This is a genomic window from Paenibacillus sp. FSL L8-0340, from assembly GCF_038593145.1.
Lineage (GTDB): Bacteria > Bacillota > Bacilli > Paenibacillales > Paenibacillaceae > Paenibacillus_AQ.
The window spans coordinates 1201258-1220807 of the sequence record NZ_CP151967.1 but is presented as its reverse complement, the minus strand read 5'-3'; the positions used below and the strand labels follow the sequence as shown (position 1 = coordinate 1220807).

Here is a 19550-nt window from a genome sequence, read left to right as displayed (position 1 = left end):
TAACATATTGTCATCCTGTCTGTCTCACACTTTGTCTTCCAGTTAGGTCTTACGTGTTCTTCCCTGGCACTTCTTGTGCAGAACCGCACGTCGACTTGCGGCTCTGCTGATTTCCCGCCCACTGCTGCCGGCAGCAAGTAGAGAGTGTGCCTCCCGCAGCATGCGGAAAGCCGTCACTCTCAAACGCCGTTACCGGAGGTGTCCGGTACCCCCGTTCACCTCCTGAACAACGCAAAAACCCGCCGTCTCAATAAAGAGACGGCGGGTCACCCCTCCGCGGTACCACTCTTTTTGACGCATAGGCTCCTGGCAATGCCAAGCCCAGCTGCGTCCAGCTCTTCCCCATGTATCGTACCGGTTCCATAAGGAACCAACCGCGATACATGAAGGTCCGTTAACGGGGACAACCGTTGCGGCGTACCTCAAGCCTTTCCGCCGCTCCGCTCCCGGGCGAGATTCAATGTTTTCCGGTGACTGCGTTGCACCACCCCGCAGCTCTCTGTTCACCTTCGTCATCTACTGCTCCCGTTCATTGCGTGTATTGATATTGATTTTGACCTCTGCATCCCTGAAAATCCATACAAAAAAGCCTGCCATCTCATTCAAGAGACGACAGGCTGTTAACCTTCGCGGTACCACTCTTGTTGATATCACGGATCAGCCAAACCTCTGCCATCCTAAGATATCCACTTTACAGCCAAGTAAGATCATCCGGCCTCATAATAATTCCGCCTGTCTTACCCGACCACCCTCTCACGGAGGTAACCCGTAACGGTGTACGAAAGGTACGGCAATCCTCCACGCCGTTCAACGCTCCTGTGAACAGGAGGCCCCTGCTTCCACCGCTCCGCTCCCGGACGAGTTCAGGGCTCCTTCGACTGCGTCGCACCTGCCCGCAGCTCTCTTATCCCGGAGTTTCCTTACTGCTTCCATTCATCGCGTTTGTTTCGTTTAATTGCCCTTGATTATACCCGCGCCTCCAGAGGCTGTCAATAGGCGGCTACCGACCACTTCTCCAGCGACAAGCCGGGATCGGCCACCATGTCCAGCGGTGTGTCTCCGTCATGCATCCACTTGATATAGGCCGCTGCGCCGATCATCGCTGCATTGTCGGTGCAGTACACTGGCGGCGGGATGATCAGTTCAATCTTTTCCCTGTCACAACGGGCAATCAGCGCTTCACGCAAGCCCTTGTTCGCGGCAACCCCGCCGCACAGAAGGAGCTGTTTGGCCTCGCAGGCTTTTACGGCACGGACGGCTTTCTCTACGAGCACCTCGACAACCGACTCCTGAAAACCGCGGGCGATGCCGGCAACATCCGGTGTGAGCCCCTTCATCTTGCTCTGGTTGACTACATTCAGCACAGCCGACTTCAGACCGCTGAAGCTGAAATCATAGGAATCCGGCTCCAGCCAGACCCGCGGCAGCGGCACAGCTTCCTCCGCCTCCCGGGCCAGCCGGTCTACATGGGGGCCGCCGGGATAAGGAAAACCAAGGGCCCGCGCCACTTTGTCATAAGCCTCGCCTACTGCATCGTCACGGGTGCGTCCAATGATCCGGAATTCCCCTTCCCGTTCCATATTCACGAGTTCAGTGTGTCCCCCGGACACTACAAGAGTCATGCAGGGATATTGCAATTCCTTGACCAGCCGGTTGGCATAAATATGCCCGGCAATATGATGCGTGCCGATCAGCGGCTTGCCCCAGGCCAGCGCAAGACTCTTGGCCGCAACTACGCCAACCAGCAGCGCGCCGACCAGCCCAGGACCCTGCGTTACGGCAACTGCGGTCAGCTGTTGCGGCTCAACACCCGCCGCTGTCAGCGCTTCTTCGATCACCAGCGTGATAACCTCGACATGCTTGCGTGAAGCCACCTCAGGAACTACACCACCAAACGCACGGTGCGTCTCAATCTGGCTTGAAATGATATTCGACAGCACCTCGCTGCCGTCCTTGATGACCGCGACCGATGTCTCGTCACAGCTGGTTTCAATAGCTAATATAAGTACAGGCTGAGCTCCGCCCGTTTCTGTCTTCATTTCAGATCCACGCTTCCTTCCATCATTCCATGCTCCTCGTACTCCGGCAGATCCGCCCACATAATAAGCGCATCCTCACGGTTGTCTGAATAGTAGCCCTTGCGGGTACCCGCGGGCCGGAAGCCTTTTTTCCGATATAAATTCTGGGCTACCTCGTTGGAGACCCGTACCTCCAGCGTAATCGACTTCATGCCTAAATAAGCGGCTGTCTTCATCAGTTCATCCAGCAGCCTATCCCCCCATTTTCGTCCCCGGTAGGCCTCGAGCAGGGCGATGTTCGTCACATGGGCCTCGTCCACAATTGCCCACATTCCGGCGTATCCAATAATATGGCTCTCCAGCTCCATAACCATATATTTAGCGAAATGATTATGCGTCAGCTCGTTGCGGAACGCTTCCTCGGTCCATGGCATAGTGAAGGCTTCCCGCTCAATTATAAGAATTTCGGGAATATCCTCCAGCTTCATCAGGCGGAAAATAAGCTCGCTCTCCGGGTCTCTAATTGGCTCCGATTCCGTCATCTTTTGTTCAGGCTCCCTTCACTGCTCCGGCGCAGATTCGCTTCCGCTTCGGAAAGCTGGGTATAGTTCGGGATTAACCCGTGAATATCGTCACTCCCCGCCAGCAGCCGTTCCTCACCAAGGAAGCCTGTCCAGCGGCCCTCCAGCTCATAAGGCACGGCCCGCACACAACCTTCTTCCATCAATGTACGAAGGCTGTCCTCGCTGCCGTGCAGCTCGGTCTCCCCGACAAACCACAGGATACGGGGTTTTACACCCTCTGCTGCTGCCTGCTTAAGCCGTTCTTCCAGCTGCAGCACCCAATCTGCCATAAGGCGGATCGCATCGGGCTCAAGCCGCCGCGGGGCCTCATCGCCACTTGCGGCAAACAACGCTGTATAGGCTTGACCCCGGCGCGCGTCGAGCAGCGGAATAATCCAGTCCGGGCCGTTCCCGGCCTTCTCCGGCACCTGTCCTTCGGCTTCCGGGTGCTGCTGTGCAAGAGCGGCGCCAAAGCCGCCCCAGGCCAGTGCATGCAGGCTCGACACACCTGCTACCGGAACCTTCCAGGCCCAGGCCAGCGTCTTCGCTGCTGTAACCGCAATGCGGGTTCCCGTATACGAACCGGGCCCGACTCCGACGGAGACTCCAGCCAGCATACCGGGGGTAGTCCCCGAGGCCTGCAAAGCCTCCTGAATAATCGGCAGCAGATGAACCGAATGGTTCCGCTCCCCGGATGCATTGATTTCATGCAAAAGCCTGCCGTCTCCCGTTATGGCCACACCCAGGACAGCCGTTGATGTATCCAGCGACAAAAACCGCTTGCGCGGCTCTTTATTTTCATTCGTCATCTTTCTTTACCCCACTTCTGGATCAGAGCCCGGCAGACCTCGCCGTAAGGCTCTCCGATTCCGGTAACCGTGATCAGTCGTTCGTCCGGCCCGGCTGTTTCCATGTATATATGCAGATGCCCCGGCGGCATCAACTCTTGTATAATACTGCTCCATTCCACCAGGCAAATGCCCCGCCCGTAAAAATATTCATCCAGCCCCAGCTCGTCCGCTTCCTGAAGCGAAATCCGGTATACATCCATATGATACAGCGGCAATCTGCCTTCATATTCTTTAATAATTGTAAAAGTAGGACTGTTTACAATCCCCTGTACGCCCAAATGGCGGGCATACCTCTGCGAGAATGCCGTTTTGCCCGCACCCAAATCGCCGTCCAGGCCGATAACCATCCCCGCCGTTGAAGCAGCAGCGACAGCGGCAGCGAGCAGCTCCGTATCCTGCAAGCTGTAAGAACGGTAAGTAAACACCGTTTCAACATTATTGTCCAAGCTGCAACTACCACCTTTTAGAATATACCTTGCCGGTAACAATACTCTTAATTATATCGGTATGGTACTGCTACCGCAACAACCCGATCTACTCCTGTCCCTCGGCAGCAAAGCCCCCGTTGCCGGTCTTTCTTATGCTGCAAGTGCAGTTATCCTTTCCCGGGCGCAGGGAGAGCAGGTTATGCGAGTCCACTTATTCTAACGGTTTCATAATCCGAATGCAGCGACAATTGGCAAATACAAAAAACCGACTGAACAGGGGGTATCCCTTCAATCGGTTAGGTTCATTGCCTGCCATTAATTCTAACTTCCCTGCTCCTCCAGCCGTTCCACACCGACGGTATGCGTATTGGTCGGCCGAGAGCCGACCTGCACCGTAGCCATGCCATTATCCGCATCAACATGCTCAATCCATACCGGCTCTCCATCCAAATGTACGGAGATCATTTCTTTGGAGGCATAAATAGCCTTCGCCCGCTGTACATCCATTTTTTTGGCTCCTTAAAGTTTTGTAAGCATATGCTCCATTGTTTTAGCTTCGACAAAACTAGCTTCGGAAGCTTGTACTTAAGTTTTGTGAGCAGATGCCCCATTGATTTACCTTCGTACAGAACTAGCTTCGGGAAGCTTGCTCTTTATTTTTGTAAATATACGCTTTTTTGCACACTGGCTTGGCTCCATTCCTTCACAACATCACACTAAGGTCAATGTTCCTCTGTCTCCTCCTCGGCAGTAGGCGGTTCACCAATCGTCGCCACGGCATCGAGGTGCTCTGACTCATCACTTAACCCATTGTCATCCCGTACCGCAATAATGTTCTCCCAATCCACGACCTCTGCCGGAATATCCTGCTCCGATAAGCTGTCGATCCATTCATTCGGTCCACGCCCCATATAGTACCTCCTCTGCCTTCCTGATTCTTTTTTCATCCTTCAAGGTTTGCCTAATTCACTGTTCTCCGTGTACTTCATTGTGCTTCCATTTCCCAGTCTTCTACCGCAAGCTGATGCAAAATGACGCTGCTCGTCCATGGGGACCTGATTTTATTTTTTCCCATGGTTCGCAAAAAATGCATCCGGCTAGAAAAAGCCCCGCCGCCCCATACTAAGCCAAAGCACTTATTATCAGGAGGCGATATCCATGCATACCGTTTGGAAAGGAGCCATCAGCTTCGGCCTTGTACATGTTCCGGTCAAAATGTTCTCCGCCACGGAGGATAAGGACATTTCCCTGCGTTATATCCACAAGGAATGCGGCAGTCCGCTGTCATACGTGCGCAAATGTCCCGTGTGTGACAAGGAAGTAGCCTGGGAAGAAATCGGCAAAGGCTATGAGTATGAGAAGGGAAAGTTTGTCCTCTTCGACAAAGAGGACCTGGATCAGCTTACCGAGGAGAGCAGCAAAAGCATCACCATTCTAGACTTTGTGGATTTAACGGAGATAGATCCGATTTATTTTCAAAAGACCTATTATCTTTCTCCCGATCAGGCCGGGATGAATGCCTACCGGCTGCTCATGGAAGCTATGCGCCAGACCGGAAAGATAGGCATTGCCAAAATTTCCATCCGCTCCAAAAGCAGTCTCGCCGCCATCCGTGTCTTGTCGGACTGCCTGGCGATTGAAACCATCTATTATCCCGATGAGGTGCGGCCCGTCTCCCAGGTTCCAGGCCTGCCGGAAGCCGGAATGGTCAATGACAAGGAGCTGGATATGGCCAAACTGCTCATCTCCCAGCTGTCCACACCCTTCGAGCCGGCAAAATATACCGATGATTACCGCCAGCGGATGCTGGATCTGATCTCACATAAAATTGCCGGTGAAGAGTTCCATATTGCTCCGGCGCGGCAGGAGAGCAATGTAATCGACCTGATGGCCGCGCTGCAGGCCAGCATCGAAGCAGTCCAGCATATCCCGTCGGACCCCGGGCCCTCCCCGTCCGGTTCTGCTGCCAAACCGCAAACAGCCGCTGCCAGGAAAAAAACCGCCAAGGCCACAGCCTCCGCTCCCGCAGCCGCTGTGCTTAACGAAGCAACCGGCCCGATTCCGGTTATTTCACCCAAGCCGAAACGCCGTACCGCCAAGAGCAAAGATACGGTTTCCTAAGCTTTGCACGGGTTGAAGCCTAAGCGCTTTTCCCGCTTATATTCCCTTTAGGAGGGGTTGCTATGAAGCTGCAGCCTGTCATTCCATTTGAGCCTGTACTGGCCGCACAGCTTCCGTCCGGCAGCGAGTGGATCGCACAAATCAAATGGGACGGTGTACGCATGCTTTCTTATTACGATGGCAGCCATGCCGAGCTCATTAACCGCCGGGGCAACCGCCGCACGCCACAGTATCCCGAGCTGGCCGAGCCCCGCAGCTATTGCCGGGCCGGCTCTTTTATCCTTGACGGAGAAGTCATTGCGCTCAGTGGCGGCAAACCTTCCTTCCATGAGGTCATGCGCCGCGACAGCCTGAAGAATGAAGCGGCCATCCGGGCGGTTAGACCGCAGGTTCCTGTTCTATATATGGTGTTTGACATCCTGTATTGCAACGGACTATGGCTGCTCGATCAGCCCTTATCCCGGAGGCAGCAGTACTTAAATGAAATGCTGCTGCCCCATCCCCATGTCCAGAATGTGCCGAGTTATGCCAATCCGGCGGAGCTGTTCTCCGCAGCCCAAAGCGGCAGTCTGGAAGGCATCGTATGCAAGGACGTGAATAGTACTTACGCGCCGGGAGGGAAGGACAAACGCTGGCAGAAGCGGAAAATCATCTCCGATGTAACTGCCGTCGCCGGCGGGGTAACCTTTCGTGACGGGATTGTAAATGCGCTGCTTTTCGGCCTGTACGACAACGAAGGCAAGCTGCATTACATCGGTCATGCCGGTGCGGGCAGAATGACGGCAGCGGATTGGCGGAACGTGACTGCGGAAGCCCACCGCCTCACCGTACCGAAGATGCCTTTTGCAGCCCTGCCCCAGCGCAGCAAGGATGCGGTATGGATCAAGCCCGAGCTGGTCTTCAAGCTTCATTTTCTGGAATGGAACAGCTCAGGTACCTTTCGCCAGCCGGTCATTCAAGCACAAGTAGATCTGCCGCCGCAGTCTTGCCGGATTGAGCAGAAGGAGTAATTAGAAACAAGGGATTAAGCGCAAAAAGTGTGTGCTGCAGTTATGTACGAGGACGGGAAGGGAGGAGATCCGGCATGCCGGCAACAATCAAAGGCTCCATTACTATAGCCGGACAAGAAATTACGATAACGAACCCCGATAAACCATTATGGCCCGAAGCAGGGATTACCAAACGCATCTATCTGGAAAAGCTTGCCGCACTCTCGCCGTATTTGCTGCGCTATTGCCGGGACCGGCTGCTGACGGTAATCCGTTACCCCCACGGTATTTCCGGCACGTCTTTTTATCAAAAAAACGCCCCGGACCCCCTGCCGGACTTTGTCCGAACAGCGGTACAGGACAAAATCAACTATATCGTACTTCAGGGCTTGCCGGAGCTGCTCTGGCTGGGCAATCTGGCTGCACTGGAGTTTCACCCTTCCCTGCACTATGCGGGAAGCGGGCTTCCCTGTGAATGGATGATTGATCTTGATCCCTCCCTTGAGGTGGAGCCGCGGATCATGGAAGCGGCCGCCACTGTCGGTGAAGTATTGAAATCACTGGGACTGGCTTCCGTTCCGAAGACTTCGGGGGCCACAGGTGTGCAGATCATCATTCCTATTCGGCCCGGTGTTACTTTTGATGACTTGCGCAAGATCGGGCATTTTGTGGGACGTTATGTCACCGAGAAACGTCCTGATTTGTTCACTCTGGAGCGGCTGAAGAAACACCGCGGAGACAAAATTTACTTTGATTATCTTCAGCATTACGGAGGTAAAACCCTTGCCGCTCCTTATACACCTCGTGCCAGACCGCTGGCCACCGTCTCTACTCCCCTCTTATGGGAAGAGGTGCAGCGCAATGTCTCCCCTGCAGATTTTCATCTGCTGAATATTGAGGAACGCCTCAGCCGCATGGGCGATTTAATTGTTAGCGTACCGCCTCAGCCGGTAGAGAACATTATCTCCCGGCTCCCTTGATTCTGAAGCAGCAATAAGCCCGCAACTGCCTTTTCAGGCTGCGGGCTTATCTGGCGTCCAGTTTTTGGACGGAAGGTTATATATGAGAATACGGCGCTGCCAAACGCAAGCCACCCTATTGATTACTCTGACTTTCGTAAATATACCTTCCTTCGGATAGCGCTCAGGTTGTGAGAATCGCTAGTGGATTGATTTTTTCTTAAAGCGGCCGCCTTTAACATCATGGATATTGCCAATTGCGATAAAGGCATCGGAATCCCAATCCTCAACAATCGACTTCATTTTGGCTTCTTCCAAACGGGTAATTACCACAAAGATCACTTTCTTGTTCTCACCGGAGAAACCGCCTTCCCCATCGAGATAGGTAACGCCGCGTCCCAGACGCTCGGTCAGCGCTTCGCCGATATCACGGAATTTATCGCTGATAATCCATACCGACTTGGATTGATCAAGCCCCTCAAGCGTAATATCAATCAGCTTAAACGCAATATAGTAAGCAATTAGAGAAAACATCGCATTATTCCAGCCAAACACAAAACCTGCGCTCGAAAGAATAAACAGGTTGAAAAACATAACTACCTCACCTACGGAAAACGGCAGCTTCTTAGACAAAAGAATGGCGACAATTTCTGTACCATCCAGTGATCCCCCATAGCGTACAACGAGCCCTACACCCACGCCGAGAATGACGCCCCCAAACACTGCGGCAAGCAGTGGTTCCACCGTTATGGGATTTACAGGATGCAGCAGCTGAGTACCGATGGACATTACTACTACGGCAAATAATGTGGATAAGGCAAAGGTTTTGCCAATCTGCTTGTAACCTATAACCAGAAACGGCAAGTTAAGCAGCGTAAGCAAAATCCCGAGCGGGATGTCAAAAATATCGGACAGCATAATAGAAATACCCGTAATTCCGCCGTCAATCAACTGATTGGGAACAAGAAAAATCTCCAGTGCAACAGACATCATACCCGCCCCGAGCACCATCATAATGATCCGATGGGCCAGTCTGGCGGTCTTCAAAGCCCCCGACTTCTGCGGTTTCTTCTGTTCCTCATTCGTAAAGACTTTTTGGCTTACAGTCATAGAACTCCCCCTATAAAAAAAGTATAAACAAGAATAATCGAAAGCATAATTGTTGAGCTATACTTTCTTAAATTTCTTCTTATACCTATATTATATCATAAAAGAAGCTAAAATAAGGAACGGAACATGTTTGCGCCTTCGAAAAGTTAGGATTTTGACCATTTTTCCGTCATAATAGCGGTGAAAGCAGCTGACAGAGCCCTTGAATCAACTTGACATTTCGTCCCCTCCTGCTAAATTTCCCAGGGTCAATAAATTCGCTATGTTTGAGATCATTCTGGAACGCTGACTTAAGTGAAGTAATGATCTCCGGCTGGAGCAGCACCGCGGTAAGCTCGAAGTTGGAGTAAAAGCTGCGCATGTCCAGATTGGCACTGCCCACAGTAGCCAGCAGATCGTCTATGATCATGACTTTGGCATGCATAAATCCCTTCTTGTAGCGGTAGAATTTCACCCCGGCATCCTGCAGATTCTCAAGATAGGATAGAGAAGCATTATAAACCAGCCTGTTGTCTGGTGTGGCCGGGATAATAATTCTCACATCCACACCGCTGAGCACAGCATTCTTAAGGGCCCGGCAAATCGTCGGATCGGGAATGAAATACGGAGAAGCAATCCAGATTCGCTGCCTGGCTGCACATAATGCAGCAAAATACATCTCCAGAGAGGCATCTATTGCTCCATCAGGCCCGCTTGCCACAATCAGTACAGTCTCCTGTTCTTCACAGCTGTGCTTTGGAAAAAAGCGCGGATGGCTAAGTGCGTCTCCTGCCGCCAATCTCCAATCCTTGAGGAACACGTATTGCAGATTATAGACTGCATCTCCTTCAAGCCGCAGGTGGGTATCCCGCCAATAGCCCAGCTTGGGGTCCTTGCCCAAATAATCATCCCCGACATTCAATCCGCCCGTATATCCTATTAGACCATCAACAACCAGGATTTTGCGGTGATTGCGGTAATTAAAGCGGCGGTCCATAAGTGAGGTCAGCGGCGGCAGAAAGAAATGGACTTCTACGCCCGCATTTTTTAAGGTGCGAATAAATCCGCGGCTCAGCTTATGGCTGCCGAGGCCGTCGCATAGCAGACGCACTTTAACCCCCTGGCGGCATTTGCGGATCATGACTTCTTTAAACCGCTCACCGGTGACATCATCCCGAAAAATATAGAACTCCAGATGGATATTCTCCCGCGCCGTTTCCATCGCTTCCAGCATATCCTCATAGGCCTCTTGGCCGCTGGAAAGTATCCGGCACTTATTGCGTCCGGTAACTGGACTTTCCGAGAGCCTGGAGAGCAGATGCAGCAGTTCATCGCGGCCTTCAAACTCCGGGTTCCCGGTGTCTGGCGTATTTTTCACAATCTTAATTTTGCCGGAGACGTGGGTGCGAATTTCACGTAGCAGCGGCGAGCAGCGTTTGCCGATCCTGCGGTTCTGCCAATAATCACGGCCCAAAAAATAATAGAACAACAGCCCTGCAGGCGGGCAGCAGAATGTAATGAACAGCCAGGCCAGCGCTCTTTGCGGACGGCGGTGCTCCAGCATCAGTATTACGGCAATCTGCAGAATAAAAAGGCATAAAATAATTGCAAATATTCTCAAGGCGCACACCTCCTGAAAGTCTAGAATAGCTGTCTCCTGCCTGAGCTTCGTACAACAGGTTTTGCCGTAACTCTCCTTCTTTATTCAACCAAACCGTTGTCATGTTCGCCAAAGGCCTGGAATACATAGAGTAGTAGGACAATTCGGATGAGCCCATTTAATAGCTAACACTCGCAGGCACGGAGTTTTAGTTACCACGAGGCGGCTGCACAAGCCGCAGAAAGGAGTAGCTATGAAGAGTCAGCCCGATCATAACAAGATTACACTGCTCGTCGTCCGCGAAGCCGGACGTCCGGTCAGACAACTTCAGCTATCGAGGCCGCTTGCCCTGGCCCTCCCGGCCGCAGCCGCTCTGTCTATCTCCAGTCTGGTCACCTCCATGCATTTTCATGCCTCCCGCTCGATTGCGGAGCTGGAATCGGAAGCAGCGGCGCTATCCCTGACTAATCTTCGAATGGAAATGAAGGTCGCCGATAAGGACCAGACACTCCAGCAGCTCCGCAGTCAGGTGACTGAGCTGTCGGAGGAGGCCGAGAACATCAAAGACAAGCTAAAAAGTGTCAGTGAGCTGGAAGCGCAGCTCCAGTCGCTGATTGACAAGGAGAGCGGGTCCACCACTGGAACAGACCCAGGTAAAGGTAAGGGTACAGGCACAGACTCCGATACCGAAAAGACATCCTCCTCCAATGCGTCATCAGGGACGCTCTCTCATGCCACAGCTTCACTGGACACCATAGACGGATCTGCTCCAGCCGTTACAACAGTGATAAATGGTGTAAATTACACGGCTGCAGCGGTTTCCAATTCTTCTTCGCTGTCCGGTGTAAGCTACCGGATCGGGGCGCTTTCATCGGTACTGGGCAGTAAGGTAACCCCACAGGTAGGCGGTGAATATATCGCGGTCTATCAGGAGGATCCCTTGGAGCTGGTCCGGCAAACTAAAGATGATTATGCAGAAATCCGCAGCATGCTTGAAGAGATGGTGAACAGCATCTCCACCACGATTACCCAGGCCGAGAGGGCAAACAGCGTTCAAGCCAACCTTCAGGCCAAAAAAGCGCTCGCCGAAAAAGCCCGCTTGGCACCGGCCGTGATCTGGCCCACCCACTCCAATGTGATCACCTCAAGCTTCGGTTACCGCTCCGACCCTTTCAAGGGCGTTTCCGCCTATCATTCCGGCATTGATATTGCCGGTGATATCGGTGATCCTGTCTATGCAGCAATGGCTGGTGTGGTCACCGCCTCCGATCAGATGGGTGCAAGAGGAAAATACATTATTATCGAGCATACAAACGGTCTGGAGACCTGGTACATGCATTTGAACGGAATGACCGTCAAAGCTGGTGACAAGGTGAACAAAGGCGAGCAAATCGGAATGCTGGGCAATACGGGGCGCAGTACAGGTCCCCATCTTCATTTTCAGGTGGTAAAACAGAACAAGGCGGTAAATCCGCTCAATTATGTAAAACCCTAAGGAGGAATCAAAAGTGTGGAATAAACCAAAGCAGCAGGCATCCTTTAAGTCTACTGACTCGCTGATTGGTCTTGGAGGTACACTGGAGGGCAAGGTGCAGTGTGATACTAATTTGCGGATTGAAGGCAATTTCAGCGGGGAAATTCAGTGCCAGGGGACAGTGACCGTAGGTGAACAAGGAACGGTCCGTTCCAGCATTAAAGCTCAGGAGATCATTATAGCCGGCAAAGTGTTCGGTGATGTTACCGCCGACCGCCGCCTCACCATGACTGGAACCGGACAACTCCACGGCAACATCCTTGCAGGGACGCTCAGCATTATGGAGGGAAGTGTGCTTAACGGTTCCATAGGCATGACAGAACAGCCCGCCCCGGAGAAAGCGGGCGGACTTCAGGAAGATAAGAATAAGGACAAGGCAGGTAAACGTGCCTCCAAGGCGCAGAGCAAACTGGAAGCCGGCTAAACGGTTTGAACCTGTCTGGGCTCATTCCCGCAGCTTCCCACATGCACCCGCCTCACATTCCATTTACGTACGGTCTTAAGCGGCGACATCCCTTTTACGGAATACGATCCAGGAAACCGCCAGAAACAGCAGATAATATACAGCCAGCACGGCGGCAGAGAACCCAAGGGTTACACCGCCAGGACCCGCATCGCTCAATATATATCCCCGCAAATCCATGTGGGTAAAGATCAGATACTTAGCCCACTCATACCTTTCCGGGCTAAAGATGGCGATAAATAAATTTTTGGTAAACATAATAAACAAAGACAGACCGATCGCCAGTCCGCTTGCCCGGAATACACTGGAAACCATAAAGGCAAGCGCAGCGGTTAGAAACAGCTCAACATAACGGCAGAGCACGTCGAGGAAGGAGTATTCAACCGGACTCCAATTTCCGAAGTTGAACGCTCCCGCTTCCGCTGAAGGGGAGAAGATCAATGACGAACCATAAGCGAAAGCAATTAATATTGCTGTGCTGAGCAGACTGAAGAGGATCATGGAAATATATTTTGAGAGCAGTATTTTGGAGCGGCTCCACGGGCGAATCAGCAAAAGCTTGATTGTTCCCCAGGAAAATTCGCCCGCCACGGAGTCGGATGCAACCACAACCGTGAAGATCGTATTCAGGAAAAAGGCAATGCTCACGGTCGTCTGAAAGCTCTGCCATAGTCCCATCCTGGACATATCACCACTGCTGGTGAAATAGAACAGTGCTGGAAACAGCGCACTCATTAAGGCCAGAATGAACAACATAATCCATGTACGTACACGGCTGTAAATCTTGATATTCTCATTATGTATGAGAGCAGCGAACTCACCCAATGCCTTCACCTCCTGTAATTTCCAAGAATTGATCTTCCAGTGAGCGGGACAGCGCTTTGATGCTGTAGACCTTGATGCCGCCTGCCACCAGCTTCGCATTCAGTTCGGCCACTTCCTCACGGCCCGCCACGACGGCCAGACCGCCTTCTCTCAATACTCCACGGCCAATCAGGCTAAACGCCGCTTCCGGATTGCTCACCTCAAACAGTGTTTCCCCAGCTGGCATCACTGCGTCTCCCACTGTCTTCAGCTGTTTCACATCTACGAGCCGGCCATTCTGGATAATGGCGACGCTGTCGCACATCAGCTCCATTTCGGACAACAAATGGCTGGAGACAAACACCGTTGTTCCCTCATCTTGGCAAAGACGGCGCAAATAATCGCGAAGCTCACGGATCCCTTGCGGATCAAGCCCGTTTGTCGGCTCATCCAGAATCAGCAGCTTCGGCCGATGCAGCAGGGCCTGAGCGACACCAAGCCGCTGGCGCATGCCCAGAGAATAGGTTTTTACTTTATCATGAATTCTCTGTCCAAGCCCGACGAGCTCCACAACCTCATTGATCCGCTGCTTGTTTACACCCGGCACCATGCGCGCATACTGACGCAAATTCTGGTATCCGGTCAGGAACTTGTACATCTCCGGATTCTCTACAATGGCCCCGATATTGGCTACCGCTTCTTCGAATTGATCCTTGATGCTGCGGCCGCAGATCAGAATGTCTCCCTCGCTAATCGAAATAAGCCCTACCATCATGCGAATTGTCGTTGTTTTCCCGGCGCCGTTTGGTCCAAGAAACCCAAATATTTGACCGGACGGAATGTCCAGCGTTAAATTACTGACCAGCGCTTTGGAGCCTATTTTTTTGGTGACGCCCTTAATGCTGGCTACAGGATTCAACACTTCTGCCATATTTGGCATTATTTCACTCCCTTTCGTCAGTTATCTTTCTATACTACCACAACTTACCTTTTTCATGAAAATCAGGAAAAATACATTACATTATAAAGGGACCGTCTCCTTTCATTACAGAAGGAGACGGTCCCTTGTTCTTCGACAATTGCTTAAAGATTAGCCACCGACACGGGCAAGCTCACGCATGTTGGCTTCAAAGGCTGCCATTAGTGCAGCTTCGCCGGTCAAGCCTGTTTGCTCAACTTTGCGGATTTGCTCCATCATCCGTTTGTAATCCTTTGGAATTACTCGGGCAAAACTCGGCAGAGCCGCTTCCCAGCCATCCAGAATCCGTCTTCCCGCGGCACTGTCAGTAAGCTCCGTGTGACGGGCAATCAGACTGTGCAGTTCAGCGATTTCGTCCGGTTCTTCGACCCGCTCCAGGAGCACCATTTCCAGGTTGCAGCGTTTGATGAAGTTGTTGTTCGGATCGTATACATAAGCGATACCACCGGACATCCCTGCTGCAAAGTTGCGGCCGGTTTCACCGAGCACAACGACGCGTCCACCGGTCATATATTCACAGCCATGGTCGCCCACGCCTTCAACGACGACATTCGCACCGGAGTTGCGGACGGCGAACCGTTCGCCGGCGATGCCGCTGATGTAAGCTTCGCCGCCGGTCGCTCCGTAAAGCGCCGTATTCCCGATAATAATATTGTCCTCAGCGGCAAAGGTTGCCTTCGGCGATGGCTTAATAATCAGCTTGCCGCCGGACAGCCCTTTGCCCACATAGTCATTGGAGTCGCCTTCGACCGTAATCGTAATCCCTTTCGGCATGAACGCGCCAAGACTTTGTCCGGCAGATCCGCTGAAATGCAGGCGGATCGTATCATCAGGCAGGCCTGCCGCTCCATATTTGCGCGTCAGTTCGCTGCCCAGAATCGTTCCTACCGCACGGTTCACGTTCGTGATTGGCAGCGAGGCTTCAACCACCGTACCGAATTCCAGTGCAGGTGCAGCCAGCTCCAGCAGCTTCGAAACGTCGAGCGTTTCTTCAAGACCATGGTTCTGGCGTTTGCTGCGGAAACGTGTGCTTCCTTCCGGCATTGCCGGAGTATGAAGCAAGCTGCTCAGATCGACACCTTTCTTCTTCCAATGACTCGAAGCGCGTACAGCGTCGAGGCAATCGGTGCGTCCAACCATTTCTTCAATGGTGCGGAAACCAAGCTCAGCCATAATCTCACGCAGATCCTGCGCCACGAACGTCATGAAGTTAACAACATGCTGTGGATCGCCTGTAAAGTTCTTACGCAACTCCGGATTCTGTGTTGCAACACCGACCGGACAGGTATCCATCTGGCACACCCGCATCATGATGCAGCCTACGGCTACAAGCGGTGCAGTAGCGAATCCATATTCTTCAGCACCCAGCAATACTGCTACTGCCAGGTCACGGCCACTAAGCATTTTGCCGTCTGTCTCGAGCACGACACGGTCGCGGAGGTTATTCAGCATCAGTGTCTGATGGGTCTCAGCGAGACCCAGCTCCCAAGGCAGACCGGCATGGCGGATAGAGTTCATCGGCGATGCGCCGGTTCCTCCGTCATAACCGCTGATCAGAATGATATCAGCACGGCCTTTGGCTACACCGGCAGCGATGGTTCCAACGCCTACCTCAGACACCAGCTTTACGTTAATGCTGGCACGCGGATTGGCATTCTTCAGATCGTAGATCAGCTCTGCCAAATCCTCAATGGAATAAATATCATGATGCGGCGGCGGTGAGATCAGACCTACGCCTGCTGTGGAGCCGCGCACTTCTGCCACCCATGGATATACCTTGCGGCCCGGCAGCTGTCCGCCTTCACCAGGTTTAGCCCCCTGTGCCATTTTGATCTGAATTTCATCCGCATTCACGAGATAGTTCGAAGTCACCCCGAAACGTCCCGATGCCACCTGTTTAATTGCGCTGCGGCGGGAATCACCGTTGCTGTCCGGAATAAAGCGTGCCGGATCTTCGCCGCCCTCACCGGTGTTGCTCTTGCCGCCGATGCGGTTCATGGCGATTGCCAGCGTCTCATGTGCTTCCTTACTGATCGAACCAAAGGACATCGCACCGGTCTTGAACCGTTTCATAATTGATTCTGCCGATTCCACCTCTTCCAGCGGAACTGGCTGATTTGCCGATTTGAATTGCAGCATGGAGCGCAGCGTCTGATGTTTCTCGCTTTCCCCCTGAACAAGTGCTGCATATTTCTTGTACATATTGTAATCGCCGCTCCGCACGGAGTGCTGAAGCAGATGAATGGTCTGCGGGTTGAACAGATGCTCTTCCCCGTCGCTGCGCCATTGGTACTCGCCGCCGGAATCAAGCACTTTATCGTTGCCGTCTTTGTCGGTGAAGGCGCGGTTATGATGAATCAGCGCTTCTGCCGCCACTTCTTCAAGGCCGATACCGCCAATACGGGAAGGCGTCCAGGTAAAGTAACGGTCGACAAATTCTGAATTCAGTCCAACAGCTTCAAAGATCTGTGCGCCACGGTACGATTGAATAGTAGAGATACCCATTTTGGACAGTATTTTCACTACGCTCTTTGTCGCAGCCTTAATGTAGTTCTTCACAGCCTTCTCATGCGAAATTCCGCGCAGCAGGCCCTGGCTGATCATGTCATCCAGACTTTCGAAGGCCAGATACGGATTGACCGCACTTACGCCATAGCCCAGAAGAAGCGCATAATGATGGACTTCACGGGGTTCGCCGGACTCCAGCAAAATGCTGACCTTCGTACGTGTTCCCGAGCGGATCAGATGGTGATGCAGGCTGGATACAGCCAGCAGAGCCGGGATGGCCGCATTCTCGCGGTCCACACCGCGGTCGGACAGAATAAGAATATTATGACCTTTGGCCATTACGCGGTCAGCAGCCTCATTCATGCGCTCCAGTGCGATACGCAGTCCTTCCGCTCCAAGCTCAGCCGGGAACAGAATCGGAATAGACATCGATTTGAAGCCCGCCCGGCGGACATGGCGGATCTTGGCGAAATCCTCATTCGATAAAATCGGCGATTCCAGCGAGATCTGTCGACAGCTCTCCGGTTCTGGTTTCAGCAGGTTGCGTTCCGGTCCGATTGTCGTAGCGGTTGACGTTACCAGTTCTTCACGAATTGCATCAATCGGCGGATTGGTTACCTGTGCGAACATTTGTTTAAAGTAGTTGTAAAGTCTCTGCGGACGATCCGACAGCACAGCCAGCGGAGCATCATAGCCCATAGAGCCGACAGCTTCGGCGCCGGTTGAAGCCATAGGCTCCAGCACCTTGCGCAAATCCTCAAAGGTGTAGCCGAAGGATTGCTGCAGCTGCTGCACATTGTCATGTTTCGGGTTCGGCAGTTCAGGTGCATCCGGAAGCTCGTCAAGTCCGATCAGATGCTCATCCAGCCATTGGCGGTAAGGCTGCTCGGAAGCAATGGATGCTTTCACTTCTTCGTCAGAAATAATCCGGCCCTGCTTCGTATCCACGAGCAGCATCCGGCCTGGTCTCAGGCGGTCTTTATATAGTACATTCTCTGCCGGAATATCAAGAACTCCTGCTTCAGAGGATAAAATAATCATATCATCTTTGGTTACATAATAACGGGCAGGACGCAGACCGTTACGGTCAAGAATGGCTCCGATTTGCACACCGTCGGTGAAGCCCATCGCGGCAGGCCCGTCCCACGGCTCCATCAAGGTGCTGTGGTATTCATAGAATGCCTTCTTCTGCTCATCCATGCTGTCATGGTTGCTCCAAGGCTCAGGTACCATCATCATGGCCACATGCGGCAAGGAACGTCCGCTGAGATACAGGAACTCGAACGTATTGTCGAACATGGCGGTGTCGGAACCGTCCGGATTAACAACCGGCTTGATCTTGCTGAGGTCTTCTCCGAATACTTCACTCTTGAACAGCGACTGGCGGGCGTGCATCCAGTTCACATTCCCCCGCAGGGTGTTGATCTCCCCATTGTGGATCATGAAACGGTAGGGATGGGCACGCTCCCAGCTCGGGAACGTATTGGTGCTGAACCGGGAGTGGACAAGCGCAATCGCGGATTCCAGCTCTTTGTTCTGCAGATCCAGATAGAACTGGCCTACCTGCTCAGTTGTGAGCATGCCTTTATATACGATCTTACGACAGGACATACTTGGCACGTAGAAGGACTCACCCTCTTCGGTACCGCCATAGCGGATTGCAAGTTCTGCGCGTTTGCGGATTACATACAGCTTGCGTTCAAAAGCCAATTCATCCTTGACGCCTGCGGAACGGCCGATGAATACCTGACGGACATAAGGCTTCGCTGCCTTGGCAGTTTTGCCCAGCATTTCGTCAAAGGTAGGCACATCGCGATAGCCAAGCACCTCTTGGCCTTCTTCTGCAATAATGTCGCTCAATAGCGCCTCGTGGCGGGCACGGATCTCCTCGTTATGAGACAGAAAGATCATACCCACGCCATAGCGGCCCTGCTCCGGCAGTTCAAAGCCAAGCTTAGCGGCTTCCCCTGCAAAGAAACGGTGCGGAATTTGCAGCATGATGCCGGCTCCGTCACCGGAGTTCGGCTCGCTACCCTGGCCCCCCCGATGCTCCATATTGAAGAGCATAGTCAAAGCGTTACTTACAATATCATGGGACGGTGTGCCTTTAATATGGGCAACAAATCCCATGCCGCATGCATCTTTTTCGAACTGGGGATCATAAAGGCCCTGTTTGCCGGGCAGTTCAGTGTGTCTCATTGTACGCAACCTTTCTATAATAAAGTAGAAGTTATCATCGGAAGAACCCGCTTGCCGATCTGCATAACGGCGGCATCACTTTCACAAAAAATATAAGGGAAAAGTAAAGCGCAAGCTCTACTTACATTATATTTACAGGAAAATATTTCAGAGAAAAATCTTAATAATTATTCAGGGCAGATTGGTTATATTATTTTATCATCGACCTGACATGAGCGCAATTTAAACTTTTTTATGAGTTTGATTAACAATTGCTTTTGCGGTACAGCTTTAGTGAATAAAAGCGTAAAAAATCTTTACGATGCATAATTATGCATTAAAACCGAATATGTTCTTATGCAATGAAAACGCTTATTTTGTTTTCTTTCCATAACATGTCATTTTAATGGCGCATATCATTTCCGCAATAAGCAAAGAACGCCCCTAAAGGAGCGTCCTCTGCTTA

16 protein-coding genes and 1 other annotated feature are annotated in these 19550 nt (G+C 52.3%); of the genes, 5 read left to right on the top strand and 11 right to left on the bottom strand.

Going from position 1 to position 19550, the window contains the following annotated elements; translation table 11 throughout:
- Positions 1–251: 251 nt before the first annotated feature.
- Positions 252–542, bottom strand: a binding site (T-box leader).
- A 447-nt stretch (positions 543–989) separates the two neighbouring features.
- From tsaD to NST07_RS05490, 6 genes are all read right to left on the bottom strand, one after another.
- Positions 990–2039 carry a tRNA (adenosine(37)-N6)-threonylcarbamoyltransferase complex transferase subunit TsaD gene (gene tsaD / locus NST07_RS05515; protein WP_341090148.1) on the bottom strand — a complete coding sequence of 350 codons (1050 nt, stop codon included), beginning with the start codon at positions 2037–2039 and terminating at the stop codon, positions 990–992.
- A complete protein-coding gene (rimI, locus tag NST07_RS05510) occupies positions 2036–2560 on the bottom strand; it encodes a ribosomal protein S18-alanine N-acetyltransferase (protein ID WP_341090146.1) in 525 nt (174 codons plus the stop codon). The genes tsaD and rimI overlap by 4 nt, the downstream gene beginning before the upstream one ends.
- Positions 2557–3390, bottom strand: coding sequence for a tRNA (adenosine(37)-N6)-threonylcarbamoyltransferase complex dimerization subunit type 1 TsaB (tsaB, locus tag NST07_RS05505; RefSeq protein WP_341090145.1), 834 nt, complete (start codon positions 3388–3390; stop codon positions 2557–2559). Before tsaB ends, rimI begins: the two co-directional genes overlap by 4 nt.
- Entirely contained in the window at positions 3387–3857 is a 471-nt protein-coding gene (gene tsaE, locus NST07_RS05500) for a tRNA (adenosine(37)-N6)-threonylcarbamoyltransferase complex ATPase subunit type 1 TsaE (RefSeq protein WP_341097564.1), read from the bottom strand. The genes tsaB and tsaE overlap by 4 nt, the downstream gene beginning before the upstream one ends.
- Before the next feature lie 324 nt (positions 3858–4181).
- Positions 4182–4367, bottom strand: coding sequence for an H-type small acid-soluble spore protein (locus NST07_RS05495; protein WP_076113499.1), 186 nt, complete (start codon positions 4365–4367; stop codon positions 4182–4184).
- Between the two features lie 215 nt (positions 4368–4582).
- On the bottom strand, positions 4583–4771 hold the full coding sequence (locus tag NST07_RS05490; RefSeq protein ID WP_341090143.1) for a hypothetical protein: 189 nt from the start codon (positions 4769–4771) through the stop codon (positions 4583–4585).
- A 247-nt stretch (positions 4772–5018) separates the two neighbouring features.
- Here NST07_RS05490 and NST07_RS05485 point away from each other — a divergent pair, with 247 nt between their 5' ends.
- The 3 genes from NST07_RS05485 (at position 5019) to ligD (ending at position 7950) form a co-directional block, all read left to right on the top strand.
- Positions 5019–5981 carry a Ku protein gene (locus tag NST07_RS05485; RefSeq protein WP_341090140.1) on the top strand — a complete coding sequence of 321 codons (963 nt, stop codon included), beginning with the start codon at positions 5019–5021 and terminating at the stop codon, positions 5979–5981.
- A gap of 62 nt (positions 5982–6043) precedes the next feature.
- On the top strand, positions 6044–6991 hold the full coding sequence (locus tag NST07_RS05480; RefSeq protein ID WP_341090139.1) for a DNA ligase: 948 nt from the start codon (positions 6044–6046) through the stop codon (positions 6989–6991).
- Positions 6992–7065: 74 nt separating this feature from the next.
- Positions 7066–7950 carry a non-homologous end-joining DNA ligase gene (ligD, locus tag NST07_RS05475; protein ID WP_341090138.1) on the top strand — a complete coding sequence of 295 codons (885 nt, stop codon included), beginning with the start codon at positions 7066–7068 and terminating at the stop codon, positions 7948–7950.
- Positions 7951–8130: 180 nt separating this feature from the next.
- Here ligD and NST07_RS05470 read toward each other — a convergent pair whose 3' ends face one another.
- Positions 8131–9039: a YitT family protein gene (locus NST07_RS05470; protein ID WP_341090137.1), complete on the bottom strand. Its 909-nt coding sequence runs from the start codon at positions 9037–9039 to the stop codon at positions 8131–8133.
- A 169-nt stretch (positions 9040–9208) separates the two neighbouring features.
- Positions 9209–10639: a cardiolipin synthase gene (cls, locus tag NST07_RS05465; RefSeq protein ID WP_341090135.1), complete on the bottom strand. Its 1431-nt coding sequence runs from the start codon at positions 10637–10639 to the stop codon at positions 9209–9211.
- Positions 10640–10871: 232 nt separating this feature from the next.
- On the opposite strand from cls, the gene NST07_RS05460 reads away from it, so the two are divergent.
- Both NST07_RS05460 and NST07_RS05455 read left to right on the top strand, forming a co-directional pair.
- Positions 10872–12113, top strand: coding sequence for a peptidoglycan DD-metalloendopeptidase family protein (locus NST07_RS05460; protein ID WP_342481185.1), 1242 nt, complete (start codon positions 10872–10874; stop codon positions 12111–12113).
- A 13-nt stretch (positions 12114–12126) separates the two neighbouring features.
- The gene (locus NST07_RS05455) at positions 12127–12576 is read left to right on the top strand and encodes a polymer-forming cytoskeletal protein (RefSeq protein WP_341090132.1); all 450 of its coding nucleotides are present in this window, start codon (positions 12127–12129) and stop codon (positions 12574–12576) included.
- Between the two features lie 75 nt (positions 12577–12651).
- On the opposite strand, the gene NST07_RS05450 is transcribed toward NST07_RS05455, so the two are convergent.
- The 3 genes from NST07_RS05450 to gltB form a co-directional block, all read right to left on the bottom strand.
- Positions 12652–13440, bottom strand: a complete 789-nt coding sequence (locus NST07_RS05450) for a DUF2705 family protein (protein WP_341090130.1) — start codon at positions 13438–13440, stop codon at positions 12652–12654.
- The gene (locus NST07_RS05445) at positions 13433–14350 is read right to left on the bottom strand and encodes an ABC transporter ATP-binding protein (protein WP_342481925.1); all 918 of its coding nucleotides are present in this window, start codon (positions 14348–14350) and stop codon (positions 13433–13435) included. Before NST07_RS05445 ends, NST07_RS05450 begins: the two co-directional genes overlap by 8 nt.
- Before the next feature lie 159 nt (positions 14351–14509).
- Positions 14510–19105, bottom strand: coding sequence for a glutamate synthase large subunit (gene gltB, locus NST07_RS05440; protein ID WP_341090129.1), 4596 nt, complete (start codon positions 19103–19105; stop codon positions 14510–14512).
- Between the last annotated feature and the right edge of the window lie 445 nt (positions 19106–19550).